At 73.4% G+C, this 17065-nt stretch carries 15 protein-coding genes; 8 read left to right on the top strand and 7 right to left on the bottom strand.

What is annotated here, in order from left to right:
• The first annotated feature begins 37 nt into the window (after positions 1-37).
• A complete protein-coding gene (locus FJK98_RS22620) occupies positions 38-1519 on the top strand; it encodes a CoA-acylating methylmalonate-semialdehyde dehydrogenase (RefSeq protein WP_370517091.1) in 1482 nt (493 codons plus the stop codon).
• Between the two features lie 66 nt (positions 1520-1585).
• Here FJK98_RS22620 and FJK98_RS22615 read toward each other — a convergent pair whose 3' ends face one another.
• The 3 genes from FJK98_RS22615 to FJK98_RS22605 form a co-directional block, all read right to left on the bottom strand.
• Entirely contained in the window at positions 1586-1900 is a 315-nt protein-coding gene (locus FJK98_RS22615) for a hypothetical protein (protein ID WP_240762281.1), read from the bottom strand.
• 247 nt (positions 1901-2147) lie between these two features.
• On the bottom strand, positions 2148-2351 hold the full coding sequence (locus FJK98_RS22610; RefSeq protein WP_013283833.1) for a cold-shock protein: 204 nt from the start codon (positions 2349-2351) through the stop codon (positions 2148-2150).
• Positions 2352-2656: 305 nt separating this feature from the next.
• Positions 2657-3691 (bottom strand): N-acetylglucosamine kinase, encoded by a 1035-nt coding sequence (locus tag FJK98_RS22605; protein WP_145920788.1) that lies wholly within the window; start codon positions 3689-3691, stop codon positions 2657-2659.
• Positions 3692-3892: 201 nt separating this feature from the next.
• Here FJK98_RS22605 and FJK98_RS22600 point away from each other — a divergent pair, with 201 nt between their 5' ends.
• From FJK98_RS22600 to FJK98_RS22570, 7 genes are all read left to right on the top strand, one after another.
• The gene (locus FJK98_RS22600; protein WP_145920787.1) at positions 3893-4840 is read left to right on the top strand and encodes a MurR/RpiR family transcriptional regulator; all 948 of its coding nucleotides are present in this window, start codon (positions 3893-3895) and stop codon (positions 4838-4840) included.
• Positions 4837-5586 (top strand): sugar isomerase domain-containing protein, encoded by a 750-nt coding sequence (locus FJK98_RS22595; protein WP_145920786.1) that lies wholly within the window; start codon positions 4837-4839, stop codon positions 5584-5586. The genes FJK98_RS22600 and FJK98_RS22595 overlap by 4 nt, the downstream gene beginning before the upstream one ends.
• Before the next feature lie 25 nt (positions 5587-5611).
• A complete protein-coding gene (ngcE, locus tag FJK98_RS22590) occupies positions 5612-7048 on the top strand; it encodes an N-acetylglucosamine/diacetylchitobiose ABC transporter substrate-binding protein (RefSeq protein WP_145920785.1) in 1437 nt (478 codons plus the stop codon).
• A gap of 20 nt (positions 7049-7068) precedes the next feature.
• Positions 7069-7977, top strand: coding sequence for a carbohydrate ABC transporter permease (locus tag FJK98_RS22585; protein WP_088645682.1), 909 nt, complete (start codon positions 7069-7071; stop codon positions 7975-7977).
• 123 nt (positions 7978-8100) lie between these two features.
• Entirely contained in the window at positions 8101-8898 is a 798-nt protein-coding gene (locus FJK98_RS22580; protein WP_370516917.1) for a carbohydrate ABC transporter permease, read from the top strand.
• A 109-nt stretch (positions 8899-9007) separates the two neighbouring features.
• Positions 9008-10687: a bifunctional 3'-5' exonuclease/DNA polymerase gene (locus FJK98_RS22575; RefSeq protein ID WP_240762279.1), complete on the top strand. Its 1680-nt coding sequence runs from the start codon at positions 9008-9010 to the stop codon at positions 10685-10687.
• A 258-nt stretch (positions 10688-10945) separates the two neighbouring features.
• Entirely contained in the window at positions 10946-11539 is a 594-nt protein-coding gene (locus FJK98_RS22570; protein WP_145922942.1) for an NTP transferase domain-containing protein, read from the top strand.
• Between the two features lie 6 nt (positions 11540-11545).
• On the opposite strand, the gene FJK98_RS22565 is transcribed toward FJK98_RS22570, so the two are convergent.
• The 4 genes from FJK98_RS22565 to FJK98_RS22550 form a co-directional block, all read right to left on the bottom strand.
• Entirely contained in the window at positions 11546-12196 is a 651-nt protein-coding gene (locus FJK98_RS22565) for a hypothetical protein (protein WP_145920782.1), read from the bottom strand.
• 96 nt (positions 12197-12292) lie between these two features.
• The gene (locus tag FJK98_RS22560) at positions 12293-13102 is read right to left on the bottom strand and encodes a metal-dependent hydrolase (protein ID WP_145920781.1); all 810 of its coding nucleotides are present in this window, start codon (positions 13100-13102) and stop codon (positions 12293-12295) included.
• A gap of 102 nt (positions 13103-13204) precedes the next feature.
• The gene (locus FJK98_RS22555) at positions 13205-14788 is read right to left on the bottom strand and encodes a serine/threonine-protein kinase (protein WP_145920780.1); all 1584 of its coding nucleotides are present in this window, start codon (positions 14786-14788) and stop codon (positions 13205-13207) included.
• Positions 14789-14922: 134 nt separating this feature from the next.
• Positions 14923-17055, bottom strand: coding sequence for a serine/threonine-protein kinase (locus tag FJK98_RS22550; protein ID WP_145920779.1), 2133 nt, complete (start codon positions 17053-17055; stop codon positions 14923-14925).
• Positions 17056-17065: the final 10 nt, after the last annotated feature.

Genomic DNA, 17065 nt, shown 5'->3' with positions numbered 1-17065 from the left:
CGGCGCGCCGGCCGCGCCCACAGTGGACGGTACCCGGATCGGGCACTTCGTCGACGGTAAGCGGATCGACGGGACGTCCGGCCGGCACGGGGACGTGTTCGACCCGGCGACGGGCCGGCGTACCGGCCGGGTGGCGCTGGCCGGCGCGGCGGACGTCGCGGTGGCGGTCGAGGCGGCCGAGCGGGCCGCCCGGAGCTGGCGGGACGCCTCGCTGGCCCGGCGCACGGCGGTGCTGTTCGCGTTCCGTGAGCTGGTCCACGCCCGCCGGGACCGGCTCGCCGAGGTGATCACCGCCGAGCACGGCAAGGTGCTCGCCGACGCCGCCGGCGAGGTGCAACGCGGCCTTGAGGTGATCGAGTACGCCTGCGGCGTCGCCTCGGCGCTGCGCGGGCGGTTCAGTGAGAACGTCTCCACCGGGGTCGACTCGTACAGCCTGCGGCAGCCGCTGGGGGTGGTGGCGGTGATCTCGCCGTTCAACTTCCCGGTGATGGTGCCGCTGTGGTTCGTGCCGGTGGCGGTGGCCTGCGGCAACGCGGTGGTGCTCAAGCCGAGCGAGAAGGACCCGGGCGCGGCGCTGCTGCTGGCCGAGTGGTTCGTCGAGGCGGGCCTGCCGGCCGGGGTGCTCAACGTGGTCAACGGCGACGCCGAGGCGGTCGACGCGTTGCTGGACCACCCCGGCGTGCGGGCGGTGTCGTTCGTCGGTTCCACCCCGGTCGCCCGGCACGTGCACCGGCGCGCGACGCTCACCGGCAAGCGGGTGCAGGCCCTCGGCGGCGCGAAGAACCACCTGGTGGTGCTTCCGGACGCCGATCTGGACCTGGCCGCCGACGCGGCGGTCAACGCCGGGTTCGGCTCGGCGGGCGAGCGGTGCATGGCGATCTCCGCGCTGGTCGCGGTGGAGCCGGTCGCCGACGCCCTGGTGGCGCGGATCGCCGCGCGGATGGCCGGGCTGCGCACCGGCGACGGGCGGCGCGGCTGCGACATGGGTCCGCTGGTGACCGCCGCGCACGCGGCCCGGGTACGCGGGTACGTGGCGGCCGGGGTGGCCGCCGGGGCGGTGCCGGTGGTCGACGGCCGGGACGTCACGCCGGACGGGGACCCGAACGGGTTCTGGCTGGGTCCGACGTTGTTCGACCGGGTCACCCCGGACATGTCGATCTACACCGACGAGATCTTCGGCCCGGTGCTCGGTGTCGTCCGGGTCGACTCGTACGACGCGGCGGTGGCGCTGGTCAACGCCAACCCGTACGGCAACGGCACGGCGGTCTTCACCAACGATGGTGGCGCGGCCCGGCGCTTCCAGCACGAGGTGGAGGTGGGCATGGTGGGCATCAACGTGCCGATCCCGGTGCCGATGGCGTACTACTCGTTCGGCGGGTGGAAGGCGTCCCTCTTCGGTGACCTGCATGCCCACGGCGAGGACGGGGTGCGGTTCTTCACCCGGGGCAAGGTGGTCACCAGCCGCTGGCCCGACCCGCGCCACGGCGGGGTGAACCTCGGCTTCCCCACCCAGACCTGAGCAGCCACGGCACAGCCAGCAGGCACGGGTGACCGTGTCTGGTAGCGGGGCCGTGCGGACGTACGGTCAGAATGGTGCGGGTCCGCGGCCTGCCAGCGACATCAACACCTGCGTGGCGAGTAGTTTGCGTAAGCCGGTGACGGCGACCGTTCCGACGCGATCGTAGGGCAGTTCCAACTGCAGTCCCTCGACGGCGTTGCGAAGGTCCGTCGTGATCTCGTCCGGCCGGAAGGTGCCACCCCAGCCGTTGAGTCCACCGCGTTGGTTGGTGCTGAGGGAAGCCATGCCGGATATGCGTGCGCCGCCGGACAGGATCAGCCTCGCCGGACCCGAGTAGGTCGTCGTCAAAGTCATCAGCCTTTCAGGGTGAACGCTGCGCACCTCGGCCCCCGGCTGCGGTCATCAGGAGCCGGGGCGTCGGGCTGTGCTCCATCGGGACCAGGGTCGTACGTGCCCCGACCATCAGGGCGGCGGCGCTGTGGAACGTGGCGCGTAGCGGGAGGGGTCTGCGTCGGCTCACGCCTGGCCGGGCGGCCCTGGTCGCTCAGCCGCGGTCGCCGTGGTGAGCGATGGAAACGCCGAACGGCGGCCCGCTGAACCAGTCGGGCCGCCGTGCGTGGAGTGTGGATCAGAGCGGGCGGATGTTCTCCGCCTGCGGGCCCTTCTGGCCCTGGGTGATGTCGAACTCCACCTTCTGGTTCTCGTCGAGGCTGCGGAAGCCGCTCGCCGAGATCGCGGAGAAGTGGGCGAACACGTCGGCACCGCCGTCGTCGGGGCTGATGAAGCCGAAGCCCTTGTCGGCGTTGAACCACTTCACGGTACCTGTAGTCATGTCTGCTCCTCTGCAGGCTGTGGAGAGACCGCACTGCGCGGACCCTTAGCCGCCGAGTTGATAACCCGCATCGAAACGACACGAAAAACGAAAAGCGCCCGGATGGATTTTAGATAACCCATCAGGCGCCCGGAAACGTCTACGGAAATCAAAACTGCAACATGTTTACCGTAGCACACGATCCGTCGCGACTCCGGGGCGGGGGTGGCAATCGCCCTATCCATCGATGTTCGCCATCGCGCCAACCGCGGCCGGAGGCGTCCCGGCGAAAGACCCAACCGGTCGGCGGCATCGACGGAATTCGGTCACGAGCGACCCTGGGAAGAGTCGAGATCGACACCCCTCCCGTCGACGGGCGGGTCCGGCACGAACAGCGGGTGAAGAGCCGCTGGATCGGTGATCCCCGGCAGGTCGCGGGCGGCGAGCCAGGCCGCCGCGGAGGCACCGTCGCCGGCCGGACGCAGGGGCGCGACCGGCCACCGCCGGGCCAGTTCCGCGGTGACGGCGACGGCCAGTGGGGTGCCACCGGTGAGCAGACCGCCGCCGAGGACCACCGGGTCCACCGCGCCGGCCGGTCGGATCCGCGCGACGCTGTCGGCCAGCAGCCCGGCGGCCCGCTCGATCAGCGTGACGGCGACCGGTTCGGTCTCGGCGGCGGCGGCGACCACCAGCGGGGCGAGCCGGGCCAGCTCCACCGCCGGCCGGCGGGTGACCGCCTGCACCACCGCGTCCACGGTCTCCCGGGGCCGGTCGGCGACCTGATCGTCCCCCAGCAGGGTGGCGAGCACCCGGCGGCCCAGTGGCCCCGGCGTCCGGGCCGCGTCCAGGTCGGCGAGCAGACGCCGGACCGCCTCCCGGCCCAGCCAGAACCCGGAGCCGGCGTCGCCGAGCAGCCAGCCGTGCCCGTCGGCGACCCGGTCCAGTCGCCACCGGCACACCTGGGCGGCGATCGCCCCGGTCCCGGCGATCAGGATCGTGCCGTCGGCTGCGGCGGTGCCGGAGGCGTACCCGACGAGGGCGTCGCTGTGCACCGTGTACGGGCAGCGCAGGCCGGCCTCGGACCAGGCCCGGTCGAAGGCGGCCCGGCCGGCCGGGTCGGCGCGCAACCGGCCGGCCCCGGCCAGCCCGATCGCTCCGGCGCGGACCCGGGTCGGGTCGACGCCGTGCAGCGCGCCGCGCAGCGCCGTCAGCAGTTCCGCGGCGGCCTGCTCCGCGCCGTGGCTGGTGGGGTTGCCGCCGCCGGCCCGGCCGGTGCCGAGGCGTTCGCCGGTGAGGGTCAGGGCGGTGGCCCGGGTGGACGTACCCCCGACGTCGAGGCCGACCACGATGGTGCCGGACATCCGCGCGGGCCTCCCCGGGGTGCACTGGTGTGGGGGTGTCCATGCTGGTCGGTGCGGTGCCGCAGGGCAAGACCGGGGGCCGGCGGCGGGCCGTGCGCCAGGTAACAGTTTGAAAACTTCGCCCATGGTCTTGACAGGAAGGGGCCTTCAGTAAGAACTTTTACCACTAACAGTTAACACTCTTTTCCGAAAGGCGTGTCGATGGCCGAGCTCGAGACGGACACCACCGCGGCGACCGCGGTGGTCGATGCCGAGCCCGTCGACCGGCGCGGCGCGGACGGGGTGCTGGCCAGGGTCCGGGCCGGCGCGGGAGAGTTGACGGGAGCGCTGCGCCGGGTCGCCGAGCAGGTGCTCGCCGACCCGGAGGCGGCGGCCCGCGCCACTATCGTCGAGCTGGCCGAGCGCAGCGGCACCTCACCGGCGACCATCACCCGGTTCTGCCGGGCGATGGGCTTCGACGGCTACGCCGACCTGCGCCTGGGCATCGCCTCCGAGACCGGCCGGGCCCGCTCGGCCGGCTGGACCGTCGACATCGGGCGGGAGATCCAGCCCGGCGACCCGCTGGAACGGGTGCTCGACCAGATCATGGCCGCCGACACCCGGGCCATGCACGACACCGCCACCCTGCTCGACCTCGCCGAGGTCGAACGGGCCGCCGTCGCCATCGCCGGCGCCGCCCGGGTCAACATCTTCGGGGCCAGCGGCAGCGCACTGGTCGGCGAGGAGATGCAGTTCAGCCTGCACCGCATCGGGGTCGCCGCGTGGGCCTGGAGCGACGTGCACGAGGGGCTGGCCAGCGCCGCGCTGCTCGGCCCCGGCGACGTGGCGCTGGGCATCTCGCACACCGGGCAGACCCGGGAGACCATCGAGATGCTCGCCGAGGCGGGCAGCCGGGGGGCCACCACCGTGGCGCTGACCGGGTTCCCGCGCTCCCCGCTCGCCGAACTGGCCGACATCGTCCTGCTCACCGCCAGCCAGGCCACCACCTTCCGGCCGGACGCGTTGTCCGCCCGGCACCCCCAACTCGTCGTGCTCGACCTGCTCTACATCGCCGTGGCGCAGCGCACCCACGACCGCGCCCACGCGGCCTTCCGGCGTACCGCCCAGGCCGTGCAGGGGCACAAGGCCGCGAAGGGGACCACCTCATGATCAGTGCCCAGGGGTACGTGCGGGCCGTCCGGCCCGTCCTCGACCGGCTGCTCGACACCCAGGCCGAGGCGATCGGCCGGGCCGCCGACCTGATCGCGGCCAGCCTGCGGGCCGGCGGTGTGCTCCAGGCGTTCGGGGCCGGCCACTCCGAGGCGTTCGCCGCCGAACTGGTGGCCCGCGCCGGCGGCCTGGTCCCCACCAACCGGATCGGCCTGCACGACCTGGTGCTGCACGGCGACGCCCCACGCGACGTGCTCACCGACCCCAAGCTGGAACGCGACCCGGCCGTGGCCCACCAGCTCTACCCGCTGGCCCGGCCGCAGCCGGCCGACGTCTTCCTGATCGCCTCCCAGTCCGGCATCAACGGCTCGGTGGTCGAGCTGGCGACGCTGGTCACCGGGCACGGCCATCCGCTCATCGCGGTCACCTCGGTCGCGCACACCGCACGGGTCGCACCCCGCCACCCGTCCGGGCGTCGACTCGCCGAACTCGCCGACGTCGTGCTGGACAACGGCGCACCGTACGGCGACGCACTGCTGCCGCTGGAGGGCGGCGGCGCGGTCTGTGCGGTCTCCTCGGTCACCTCCGCGCTGCTGGCGCAACTGGTGACCGCGGAGGTCGTCCGACGGTTCCACCAGGCCGGAGAGGTACCCCCTATCTACCTCTCCGCCAACGTCCCCGGTGGGGACGCGCACAACCTCGCCCTCGAGTCGCGGTACGCCGGGCGTCTCCGGCGGACCGCCTGACCCGGACACCCAAGGAGAGACGACGATGTCGAATACCCCCGAGACCCCCGCCGCGCTGAGCCGGCGCACCCTGCTGGGCCGCACCGCCGCGGCGGGCCTGCTCGCCACGCCGGTGGTCAGCCTGCTGGGCGCCTGCGCCACCAGCGGCTCCGACGAGACCCCCACCAAGGCCGAGGAGGGCACCAAGAGCGCCGCCAACCCGCTGGGTGTCGCCGAGGACGCCCCGCTGGAGGTGGTCATCTTCAACGGCGGCTACGGCGAGAAGTACGCCACCGACGTGCACGAGCCGCTGTACAAGAAGGCGTTCCCCAAGGCGGAGATCAAGCACCAGTCCACCCAGGCGGTCTCCACCATCCTCCAGCCCCGGTTCGCCTCGGGTAACCCGCCGGAGTTCGTGAACAACTCCGGCGAGAAGCTGATCGACTTCGGGTCGCTGGTGGCCGACGGGCAGCTGATGGACCTCACCGAGCTGTGGGACGCCCCGTCGGTCGACGACCCGAGCAAGAAGGTCCGCGACACCGTCGTCCCCGGCACGGTCGAGGCGGGCTCGTTCAACGGCAAGCCGTACGTGCTGTACTACGTCTCCACCGTCTTCGGCATCTGGTACTCGGGCAAGCTGTTCAAGGAGAACGGCTGGGCCCCGGCGAAGACCTGGTCGGAGTTCACCGCCCTGCTCGACGGCATCAAGTCCAAGGGCATCACCCCGTACGGCTACGCCGGGGCGAACGCGGCCTACTACCAGTGGAACGTGATCCTGACCCACGCCGCGAAGATCGGCGGCACCGACGTGCTCAAGAACATCGACAACCTGGAGGACGGTGCCTGGCAGCAGGACGCCGTGAAGCAGGCGGCGCAGGCGTGGGAGGAGATCGGCGCCAAGTACGTCGACAAGAGCTTCGAGGGGCTCAAGCACACCGACGTGCAGCTCCGGCAGAACCAGTACAAGCTGGCCTTCTACCCCAGCGGCGACTGGCTGGAGGGCGAGCAGAAGAAGGACACCCCGGCCGGCTTCGAGTACCAGCTCATGCCGGTGCCGAGCCTCACCGGCTCGGACAAGCTGCCGGCCACCGCCGTGCGGGCCACCGCCGGTGAGGGCTACTTCGTCTCGGCCAAGAGCAAGAACCCGCGCGGTGGTCTGGAGTACATGCGCCAGATGCTCTCGGTGGCCGGGGCGAAGGGCTTCACCGAGGTGGTCAAGGCCCCGACCGTGGTCACCGCCGGCAGCGCGGGCTTCGCCTTCCCGCCGGGGGTGGCCAGCTCCCAGGCCGCCCTCGCCGCCGCCGGCAAGGACGTGTTCAACCTGTACTTCGACGGCTGGTACAAGGAGCTGGACACCGAGGCGCGCACCGCCACCAACGAGCTGATGTTCGGCCGGATCAAGGCCGACGCCTTCGTGGAGCGGATCCAGAAGCGGGCCGACGCCATCAAGAAGGACAGCTCCGTCGCCAAGTTCACGCGCTGACCGATCGGAGAAGCGGGATCATGCGGCACGGCAAGTATCCGTTCGTGATCGGGTTCCTGTTCGCCCCGGTCACGCTGTACGTGGTCTTCGTCATCGCACCGTACGCGCAGGCGTTCCAGATCTCGATGACCAACTGGCGGGGGCTGTCCGCCCCGCAGTGGGTGGGCTTCGACAACTACCGGCGGCTGCTCGACGACGGGCGCTTCTGGCAGGCGGTCCAGCACCACGGCGTACTGCTGCTTGCCCTGCCGCTGATCACGATCGCCATCGCGTTGTTCTTCGCCTTCCTGCTCAACGTGGGCGGGCGCAGCGTGGGCGGCCAGCGGCAGGGGGTCCGGGGGTCGAAGTTCTACCGGGTGGTGTTCTTCTTCCCCCAGGTCCTGGCGGTGGCCATCATCGCGGTGCTGTTCCAGATGGTGTACCGGCCCAACGAGTCCGGCCTGATCAACGGCGTGCTGATGAAGCTCGGGCTGGACCCGGTGCTGTTCCTGATCCGGCCGAACCTGGCCCTGTGGTCGATCATCGCGGTGCTGGTCTGGCAGGCCGTCGGCTTCTACGTGGTGCTCTTCTCGGCCGGGATGGCCTCCATCCCGGGCGAGATCTACGAGGCGGCCGAGATGGACGGGGCGAGCAAGGTGATGCTGTTCTTCCGGGTCACCCTGCCGCTGCTCTGGGACACCCTCCAGGTGGCCTGGGTCTATCTCGGCATCGCCGCGTTCGACGCGTTCGCCATCGTCGCGGTGCTCTCGGTGGACAGCGGCGGCCCGGACGGCGCGACGACGGTGCTGGCGGTGGAGATCTACCGCAACGCCTTCGTCTACTCGAAGTACGGCTACGCCTCGGCGATGGGTGTGGCGCTGTTCTTCCTCACCCTCACGTTCGCGGCGCTGACGCTGCGGTTGACCAAGCGGGAAAGCGTGGAGTACTGAGATGGCCGCACAGACGACGCTGCCGCCGGCCGCGGCGGACACCCCGCCCGGCCGGCCCGCCCCCGCGCCCGCCGGGGCCGGGGCGCGCACCACGAGGTACGACTGTTCAGCGGGCTCGGTCAGGTGGCACTCGCCGTCTGGGCGGTGATCGTCATCGTGCCGATCCTCTGGACGTTCCTGGCCGCGTTCAAGAACACCGGCGAGATCTTCAGCAGCCCGTGGACGCTGCCGGCGGAGCTGCGCTGGGAGAACTTCGGCCGGGCCTGGACCAAGGCGCACGTCGGCCGCTACTTCCTCAACAGCGTCTTCGTGGTGTCGTGCAGCACCTTCGGCACCATGCTGTTCGGTTCGATGGCCGCGTACGTGCTGGCCCGGTACAAGTTCCGGGGCAACCGGGCGATCTACTACCTGTTCGTCTCCGGGCTGGCCTTCCCGGTCTTCCTGGCGCTGGTGCCGCTGTTCTTCGTGGTCCGCAACCTGGGCCTGCTGGACACCCACACCGGCGTGATCCTGGTCTACATCGCCTACTCGCTGCCGTTCACCATCTTCTTCCTGGCCGCGTTCTTCCGGACGCTGCCGAACTCGGTGGCCGAGGCCGGCATGATCGACGGCTGCTCGCACACCCGGCTGTTCTTCCAGGTGATGTTGCCGATGGCGAAGCCGGGCCTGATCAGCGTGGCGATCTTCAACATCATCGGGCAGTGGGCGCAGTACCAGTTGCCCCTGGTGCTGCTCTCCAACGCCAAGGACAAGTGGGTGCTCACCCAGGGCATCGCCGACATCTCGGTCAACGCCGGCTACGAGGCCGACTGGTCCGGCCTGTTCGCCGCCCTGACCATCGCCATCCTTCCGATGATCATCGTGTACGCGATCTTCCAGCGGCAGATCCAGTCCGGCCTGACCTCCGGCGCGGTCAAGTGACCGGGCGGCGTGGCGGGGTCCCCTCACCCCGCCACCCCGCCGGTGACCCGGGGTGCCCCGACGGGTGATCCGGGCCGGGTGTGTCACAGGGGCGGGGCAGAATCGGGCCGTGGCGGTGCTGGCGGTGGCGGCGGGGGAGCGGGGCGGGGGTGCCCTCCGGCCGCTGGACGCCGCCGGTAACCCGGCCGGGCCCGTCGAGCCGGTCGACGACCTGCCCGCCGCCGTGGCCGCCCGCGAGGCGGCCGAACGCCCCCGCTGGGTGTGGGCGTCCGGTGCGACGCTCTACCCGGTCCTGCTGCGCGCCGGGGTGCGGGTCGAGCGCTGCCACGACATCGAGCTGACCGAGGGGCTGTTGCTGGGGCACGCGGGCCGGTGGGGTGAGCCCCGCTCGCTGGCCGCCGCGTACGCCCGGCTCACCGGGGCCGCCGTCCCACCCGACCCGCCGCCCCGGCCGCCCGCGCCGCCCGGCCACGGGCAGGCCGCGCTCTTCGACGCCGTCGCCGGCCCGCCGGCCCCCGGCATCGACGCCCTGACCCGGGTGTACGCCGACCAGCTCGCCCGGGTCGCCGCCACCGCCCATCCCGGCCGGTTCCGGCTGCTGGTGGCCGCCGAGTCGGCCGGCGCGCTGATCGCGGTGGAGATGGCCGCCGTCGGGCTGCCCTGGCGTGCCGACGTGCACGACGGGATCCTCGCCGAGCTGCTGGGCGAGGCGTCCCCGGTGGGTGGGCCGCCCCGGCGGCTGGCCGAGCTGGCCGCCCGGATCGCCGAGGCGCTCGGCGTCCGGCAGGTGCACGCCGACTCCCCGGCGGAGCTGCTGCGCGCCTTCGCCCGGGTCGGGGTGGAGTTGCCCAACACCCGGGCCTGGGTGTTGCGCGGTGTCGACCATCCGGCCGTCCCGCTGGTGCTCGAATACAAGGAGCTGTACCGGATCTGGACGGCGCACGGCTGGGCCTGGCGGGACGCGTGGGTCCGGAACGGCCGGTTCCGCCCGGAGTACGTCCCCGCCGGGGTGGTCTCCGGCCGGTGGGCCACCCGGGGCGGTGGCGCGTTGCAGATCCCCAAGGTGATCCGGCGGGCGGTGGTGGCCGATCCGGGCTGGCGGCTGGTGGTGGCCGACGCCGGTCAGCTGGAGCCCCGGGTGCTCGCCGCGGTCTCCGGTGACGCCCGGCTGGCCACCGCCGGGGCGGCCGGTGACCTCTACGCGGCGCTGGCCCAGGACTCCTTCGGCGGTGACCGGGCCCGCGCCAAGCTCGCCCTGCTCGGCGCGATGTACGGGCAGACCGGGGGCGGGGCGTTGCCGGCGCTGGCGGTGCTCAAGCGCAGCTATCCGACCGCCTTCGGCTACCTGGAGGCGGCGGCGCGTACCGGGGAGGCGGGGGGCCTGGTCCGGTCCTGGCTGGGCCGCACCTGCCCGCCGGGGACGGTCGGCTCCGGCGACGGTGACGACGCCCCGGTGGACCCGGACGCCGGGGCGGACCCGCGCTCGCCCCGGGCGCGGGCGGCCCGCTCCCGGGGCCGGTTCACCCGCAACTTCGTCATCCAGGCCACCGCCGCCGAGTGGGCCTCGACGCTGCTCGCCTCGCTGCGGGGAGAGCTGGCCGGGGTCGGTGGGGAGCTGGTCTTCTTCCAGCACGACGAGGTGATCGTGCACTGCCCGGCCGAGCTGGCCGACCCGGTGGCCGAGGCGATCCGCCGCGCCGGGCAGCGCGCCTCGGCGCTGCTGTTCGGCCCCACCCCCGTGCGCTTCCCCCTCGACCTCTCCACCGTGACCACCTACGCCCAAGCCTGACCCCACCCACCCACCCACCTCCCCACCCCACCCCACCGGCCCCGTCGCGGCGCCCGCCCCCGGTGATCAAGAGGTTTGCGTCAGATTCGCCCGCTCGCGGTGACGCGAACCTCTTGATCACCGGGGCGAACCGGGGGCAAACCAGGGACGCGGCGGGTGGGGAGGGCGGGCTGGTTCAGGGTATACGCGTGAAATATCCGTTTCGTGCCGACACTCATCCCCCGGGGGCTCGTTGCACCCGGTGTGCGTATCGCAGGAATGATCATCGCGGCGGGTGGGGGGCGTCGGCTCGGCGGCCCCGAGGCGTTGCTGCGCCAGGGGGACCGGCTGCTGGTCAGCTGCATGATCGACACGATGATCGCGGCCGGCTGTGAGCAACTGGTGGTGGTGCTCGGGTCGGCGGCCGACGAGGTGCGGGCGGCGGCCGACCTGAGTCCCGCCACGGTGGTGGTCAACCGGGCATCGGGGGCCGGGGTGGGCTCGTCCATCCGGGCCGGCCTGGCCGCGTTGGCCGACGAACGGGTCGAGGCGGTGGTGGTGGTGCCTGTCGACATGCCCGGTCTCACCCCGGAGGCGGTCCGCCGGGTGGCGGCGTTGCCGTACCCGGACGTGCTGGCCTGCGCCACCTACGACGGGCTGCGCGGGTACCCGATGCTGTTCGGCCGTCGGCACTGGGCCGGCATCGCGACCCTGGCCAGCGCCGACATCGGCGCCCGACCGTACCTGCTGGCGCACAAGGACCAGATCGTCGACATCGCCTGCGACTCGGTGGCCGACGGCAACCGGGTGGACACCCCGGAACTGATGGCGCTCTACGGCCTCACCGTGCCGCCCCAGCGGGTCGGCGTCTGAGCGTGGTCAGCCGTCGGGCGGGCGGCAGATGTCGACGGAGTGCCGGGGGCGCAGCCGCCCGTCGAACGCGACGGTGACCGCCGGCCGGTCGACCAGCGACACCCGGACCGTCCGCTCGCCGACGAACTCGGCGTCGATCCGCCCCCGGGGGCGCTCGTAGCGGCAGGTGACCAGTTCCCGGTCGGCGTCGTGGCTGAGCAGCCCGGCCCGGGTGCGTACCCGCAGTTCGGTGTGCGGCAGATCCTTCCAGTCGCGGGTGTCCAGCCGGACCACCGCGTACCGGCCGTCGGGGGAGACGGCCAGTGTGGAGTCCCGCTCGACGGTCGAGGCGAATCCGGTGCGGTACATGCCCCACGCGCCGGTGCCCACGCCGAGCAGCACCGCGCAGCCGAGCGCGCCCGACCGAAGCGCCGTCGTGGCGGGCGGTTGCCGGGCGGCCAGCCAGCCGGCGGCCACCAGCGTCAGCGCGGCCAGGGTGGCGAGCCCGAGCAGGGGCAGCGGCCGGTGCAGGAAGCGTGCCGCCGGATAGAGCCGGGCGTACCCGGCGTCCCAGAGCACGCCCGCGAAGAGGGCCAACGACAGCAGCGTCAGCAGGCCGGCGAGGAGCCGTCCGCGACCGGACCCGGCGAGGGGGCGGGTCCCGGGGCCGGCGGACATGCTACGCATCGTAGGCGTGCGGAGCGCTCCCGGGCCGTCCCACGTTCGGCTGGTCCCGGTGTTTCGCGCCCACCGCCCGGGGTGGACGCCGACCGGTCAGACCTCGATGTTGAACCGTTGCAGCACCGAGGGGGCGACCAGGCCGACGGCCGCGAGTACGGAGAGCACCGTCAGCGCGGTCCGCAGCACCACCACCTCGGCCTTGCTGCCGGTACGCAGCGCGATGCTGTTCGGCAGCCCGATCATCGTCCACATCCGGCGCTTGATCGGGATCGGCCAGAGGATCGGGACCCCGGCCTTGGTGATCATGTCGCCGAGGATGTGCACGAAACAGCCCACCCCGACGGCCAGCCCGATCATCGGATAGCCACGGTCACCGGGGAGGTTGGCGAAGGTGAACCAGGCGGCGGCGGCCGAGACGAGGGTGACGATCACCCAGCCGGCCCGCTCGGCCCACTCGTCGAACAGGCCGCGCAGCGCCAGCCCGATCATGAAGAACAGGATGCTCACCACCGCCCACTTGCCGTACGCGGTGCACAGCGCGGTGGTGCCCCAGCCGACCAGCACGGTGAACGGGATGGTGTGGGTCAGGGTGCGGTGACCGTTGTTGCGACGCGGGTCGCGGCTGAGCTTGGTGGCGTAGTAGACGCCGAGCGAGATCTTCTCCATCACCTCGGCGACGAACAGCGAGAAGACCCCGAAGGTGCGGGCCACCGTCGCGCCGCCCTGGTTGCGGGTGACCTTGCCGGAGAGGTCGAGGTCAGGAAAGAGCGCCCCACCGGCGCAGACGGCGGTGCCGACGGCCAGGGCCAGCGGTGACTGGTGGTAGTCGGCGAACTGGTCCAGCGCCCACGACCCGGTCAGCCACACCGCCGCGCCCGACAGCGCGTGGGACGGTCCCATCATGTCGCCTCGCCCCTCCCCGTTTTCTTGATCGACAACGCTACGCCACTGTGTCAGAACCGCCGCCGACAGGGCAACAACCCGTTCGGTCCACAGGGGAGGGTGTCAGGTGGCGGCAGGGCGGAAACTCTGCCGGATCATCAGGAAGTATGTCGCGTTGACCTGCCAGTCGAACTGGTCTGTCAACCATGAGACGGTGTAGGCCCGTCGCGGGGCGACCCGGACCAGCAGTCGGGCGGTGTGCAGCCGGGCCCCGGTCGGGCCGGTCCACTCGCACTCCCACAGCGCCCCGCCACGGAACATGTCCAGCGCGGAGATGTCCACCCGCCGGTAGCCGGTGAGCCGACCGTCGTCGGTGAGCCGGCGTTCCTCGGCCCGCCAGTGGGCGACCGGGTCGGCCGGGGCGACACCGGGGGTGATGCTGAGCACCCGGGGGCCGCCGGGCTCACGCAGGCAGGTCACCGGGCCGTCGGTGTAACGCAGCCAACCGGCCGGCGCGGCGATCCGGAAGCCGTCCGGGTCGGCGTACCAGGTCCAGCCCGCGACCAGGCCGAAGCGCTCACCCGGCGGCGGCGGCGCGGACCGGACCGGGGTGGCGTCGGCCGGCGCGGGCGCGGCGCACGGGAAGGCCGCCGGCCGGGCCGTCCCGGTGCCGGCGCCGACGCCCGGTGCGGACGACGGGCCGGTGTCGTCCCGCAGCGCGACCGACGCTCCGGCCCCGGCCAGCAGCGTGCCCACGACGGCCACCGCGACCAGGGCGATCCGCTGCCGCCGCCGGCGCGGCCCACCGACCGGCAGCGGCGGGGTGTCCCCGCCGGCCGGCACCACCGTGGTGGCTGGCGCGGCCGGGGCGGACGCCTGCGGCGTGGTGGGCGTCGCCGTGAGCGCCGCGCTCAGCCGGGTCTGCGTCTCGGCGGCGGTGAGCCGTCGTTCCGGTTCGCGGCGCAGCAGGCCCTCCAGCACCGGGCGCAGCGCCCCGGCCCGACGCGCCGGGTCGGGCGGCTCGGTGGCCAGTGCGCTCAGCGTCGCCATCGCGCTGCCCCGGGCGTACGGCGACCGCCCCTCCACCGCCGCGTAGAGGGTGGCCCCCAGCGACCACAGGTCGGTACGCGGGTTGGAGACCCCGTCGCGGGCGCGTTCGGGGGCGACGAACTGCGGAGAGCCGAGCACCATCCCCGGCCCGGTCATCGCCCCGTCACCGCCGTCGAAGGTGGCCAGTCCGAAGTCGGTGAGCACCACCCGCCCGTCGTCGGCGACCAGGACGTTGTGTGGTTTGACGTCGCGGTGCAGCACCCCGGCGGCGTGGGCGGCGCGTAGGGCGGCCAGCACCGCCAACCCGATCCGGGCGACCCGGTGCGGGTCCAGCGGCCCCTCCGCGGCGAGCAGTTGTTGCAGCGAGCGGGACGGGACGTACTCCATCACGATCCAGGGATTGTCCCCGTCGTGCACCACGTCGTAGATCCGGACCACGTTGGGGTGGTTCAGCCGGGCGGCGGTGCGGGCCTCGCGCAACGTGCGCAGCCGTAGTTCCTCGCGTTCGTGCGCGGCGAGCCAGTGCGGCGGGACGACCTCCTTGACCGCGACGTCCCGGTGCAGCATCTCGTCGCGGGCCAACCAGACCCGGCCCATCCCGCCGGTGCCGACCAGACCGAGCAGCCGGTACCGCCCGGCGACGCGCTGCTCGTGCACGACGTTTCCCCCTCGCTGCCCCCGCTACCAGGATATCCACGGTGGCCGAGGTGTTTCCCGGCGGCGGATCGGGTGGGCGCAGCGCGGGCGGGCCGGCCCGAGGGGGGCCGACGGGAGCGGCGGACCGGGGCGGGTCAGGTGGGCGAGGTCAGCTCCGTCGACCGGCCCCGGAAGCTCTCCCGGACCACCGCCAACTCGTCGGTGGCGTCGTCCCAGTCCTCGTCGGCCGACGACCAGCTCAGCATGTATCCGGACAGGTCCCGGCCGGGGATCAGCCGGACCCCGTGCTCCCGGCCGCCGAACGGGGTGTCCCAGCGGCACTCCCACTGGGCGCCGTCGCCGTCGGACGCCGCCAGCTTGATCTTGTCGTACCCGGGCAGGGCGCCGAAGCCGAGCTGGGTGCGTTCCTCGGCCTGGAGCCGTTCCAGCGCCCCGCCGCCGCCACCGGTCAGCGGTTCCACGCTCAGCGTCCGCCGGCTGCCCGGGTCGCGGAAGCAGGCTATCTGCCCCTCCTGGGTGCGCAGCCAGCCGATCGGGACGGCGATCCGGTAGCCGACGCCGTCGTACCAGGTCCAGCCGGTCGGGGGCCGGAAGCCGTCGTCCACGGTCGCCGGTCGCCCGGTGACCTCGGTGCCGACCGGGTCGGGACGCAGGCACGGCAGCGGGGGCGGGGTGACGTCCGGTGCCCCGGGTGGCGGGCCCGGCCGGCCCGGACCACCGGCCGGCGGGCCGTACGGGCGGGTCGAGGGGGTGCTGCTGGCCGGCACGTCGGTGTTCCGTGGGGCGGCCCGGTGCTCGTCGTCGTTGATGGCGACGGTGGTGCCGATGCCGGCCGTCGCCCCCACCGCGAGGGTCACCCCGGCCAGGATCCAGCCCCGGGCGCTCCCGGGCAGCCGGGCGAGCATTCCGGCCGGCCCGCCCGTGCCGGTCGCCCGCCGTGACCCCGCGCCCGCGCCGGACCGTCCCGGCCCGCGTCCACCCGGCGTGACCGCGCCCGGTCCGGGGCCGGTCGGCGGTGCTCCGGCCGGTCCCGGACCGTAACCGGTCGGGTCGCCGGCCGCCGTGCCGCCGCGTCCGTCGGTGCCGCCCGGCCCCGGCGGGTAGCCTCCCGGGTCACCCGACCCGGCGACGGTGCGGCCGGGCCCGCCCGGGGTCACCTCGGCCGGCTCCCGGCCGGGGCCGCCGGGCCCGACGGTCGGGGAAGCGCCCCCCGCCGGCTGGTGGCCGGCCGGTTCGAGGCCGGGGGAACCGGCAGGGGTGGGGGAGACGGGCCGCTCGGTCGCGTCGGCGGGGACCCGCCGGCCGGGTGGTCCCCAGTCCCGCTCGGCGTCGAGGTCCGCGCGGGTACGCGGTGCTGCCGGCGGGTCGTCCGTGGCCGGTGGCGGGGTCGGCCGGGCCACGCCCATCGGGCGGGGGACGGGCAGCACCACCGTGGGCGGCTCGGGCCGGGGTGTCGTCCGGGTCACCTCCTCCAGGCGACGGGCGGCCTCGTCGTGGCGGATGCGGTGCCGGGGGTCGCGTACCAGCAGCCCGTCGAGCACGGGGCGCAGCGGCCCGGCGTGCGGGGCCGGGTCCGGTGGGGAGGTGGCCAGGGCGGCCAGGGTGGCCATCGCGGTGCTGCGGGCGTACGGGGAGCGGCCCTCGACGGCGGCGTGCAGGGTGGCGCCGAGCGACCACAGGTCGGCCTCCACGCTGGACACCCCGTCGGCGGCGCGTTCGGGGGCGACGAACTGCGGGGAGCCGAGCACCATCCCGGGGCGGGTCATCAGCCCGTCACCGCCGTCGAAGGTGGCCAGCCCGAAGTCGGTGAGCATCACCCGGCCGTCGTCGGCGACCAGGACGTTCTGCGGTTTCACGTCGCGGTGCAGCACCCCGGCGGAGTGCGCGGCGCGCAACGCGGACAGCAGCGCCAGCCCGATCTCGGCGGCGCGGAGCGGCTCGACCGGGCCGGTGGTGTCCAGCACCGTCTGCAACGACCGGGACAGGACGTACTCCATCACGATCCACGGTCGTTCCTCGACCTGCACCACGTCGTAGACCCGGACCACGTTGGGGTGGTTGAGTCGGGCCGCGGTGCGGGCCTCGCGCAGCGTCCGCAGCCGCACCTCGTCGCGTTCGTCGTCGGCCAGCCAGGCGGGGGGCACCACCTCCTTGACCGCCACCTCGCGGTGCAACACCTCGTCGCGGGCCAGCCAGACCCGGCCCATGCCACCCCGGCCCACCAAGTTCAACAGGCGGTACCGGCCGGCGATCACTACCTGCTGCACCGTTCTCCTC

The sequence above is a fragment of the Micromonospora sp. HM134 genome (genome assembly GCF_007833915.1).
Classification (GTDB): Bacteria; Actinomycetota; Actinomycetes; order Mycobacteriales; family Micromonosporaceae; genus Micromonospora; species Micromonospora wenchangensis.
Note: the sequence above shows the minus strand (reverse complement) of the source record. Positions and strands in the feature narration are given on the sequence as shown.